This is a genomic window from Vibrio sp. 1249-1, assembly GCF_033340495.1.
On the sequence record NZ_JAWOWJ010000645.1, the window covers coordinates 1 to 658 of the forward strand.

General features: G+C 48.2%; 1 protein-coding gene. It reads left to right on the plus strand.

The window, feature by feature from the left end; all coding sequences use genetic code 11:
- Positions 1–658 (plus strand): LytS/YhcK type 5TM receptor domain-containing protein (locus R7Z50_RS28130; RefSeq protein WP_318149836.1); only part of this gene is annotated, 658 nt, incomplete at both ends.

Here is a 658-nt window from a genome sequence, read left to right on the forward strand (position 1 = left end):
CCAGTAGTCGGTTTTGCTGTCGGCTTAACCGGCGGGATTCATCGTTATTCCCTTGGCGGCTTTACCGACCTAGCCTGTGCTATTTCAACCACTGCTGAAGGCGTGATTGGTGGCTTGTTACATGTCTACCTTATCAAACGCAACAAGGGCGCATTGCTGTTCAACCCAAGCGTGGTGTTCAGCGTGACATTTGTTGCCGAAGTTGTGCAGATGATTTTGTTGTTGGCGGTAGCCAAACCCTTCGACCAAGCCTACGAACTGGTGTCAGCGATTGCCGCTCCGATGATCATTGCCAACTCGTTCGGTGCCGCACTTTTCATGAGCATCCTACAAGATAGAAAAACCATTTTTGAAAAGTACTCCGCAACCTTTTCACGCCGCGCGCTTACCATCGCCGATCGATCCGTAGGCATTTTGAGCAACGGTTTTAACACCGAGAATGCAGAAAAAATCGCTCGTATCATTTACGAAGAAACCAAGGTTGGCGCAGTTGCAATTACTGACCAAGAGAAGATTTTGGCGTTTGTCGGTATTGGCGATGACCACCATAGACCGAATACGCCTATTTCATCGCAAAGCACATTAGATTCGATGGAGAAAAACGACATCATCTACCTTGATGGTACAGAGCGTCCGTATCAGTGTTCTTTGGCGAAAG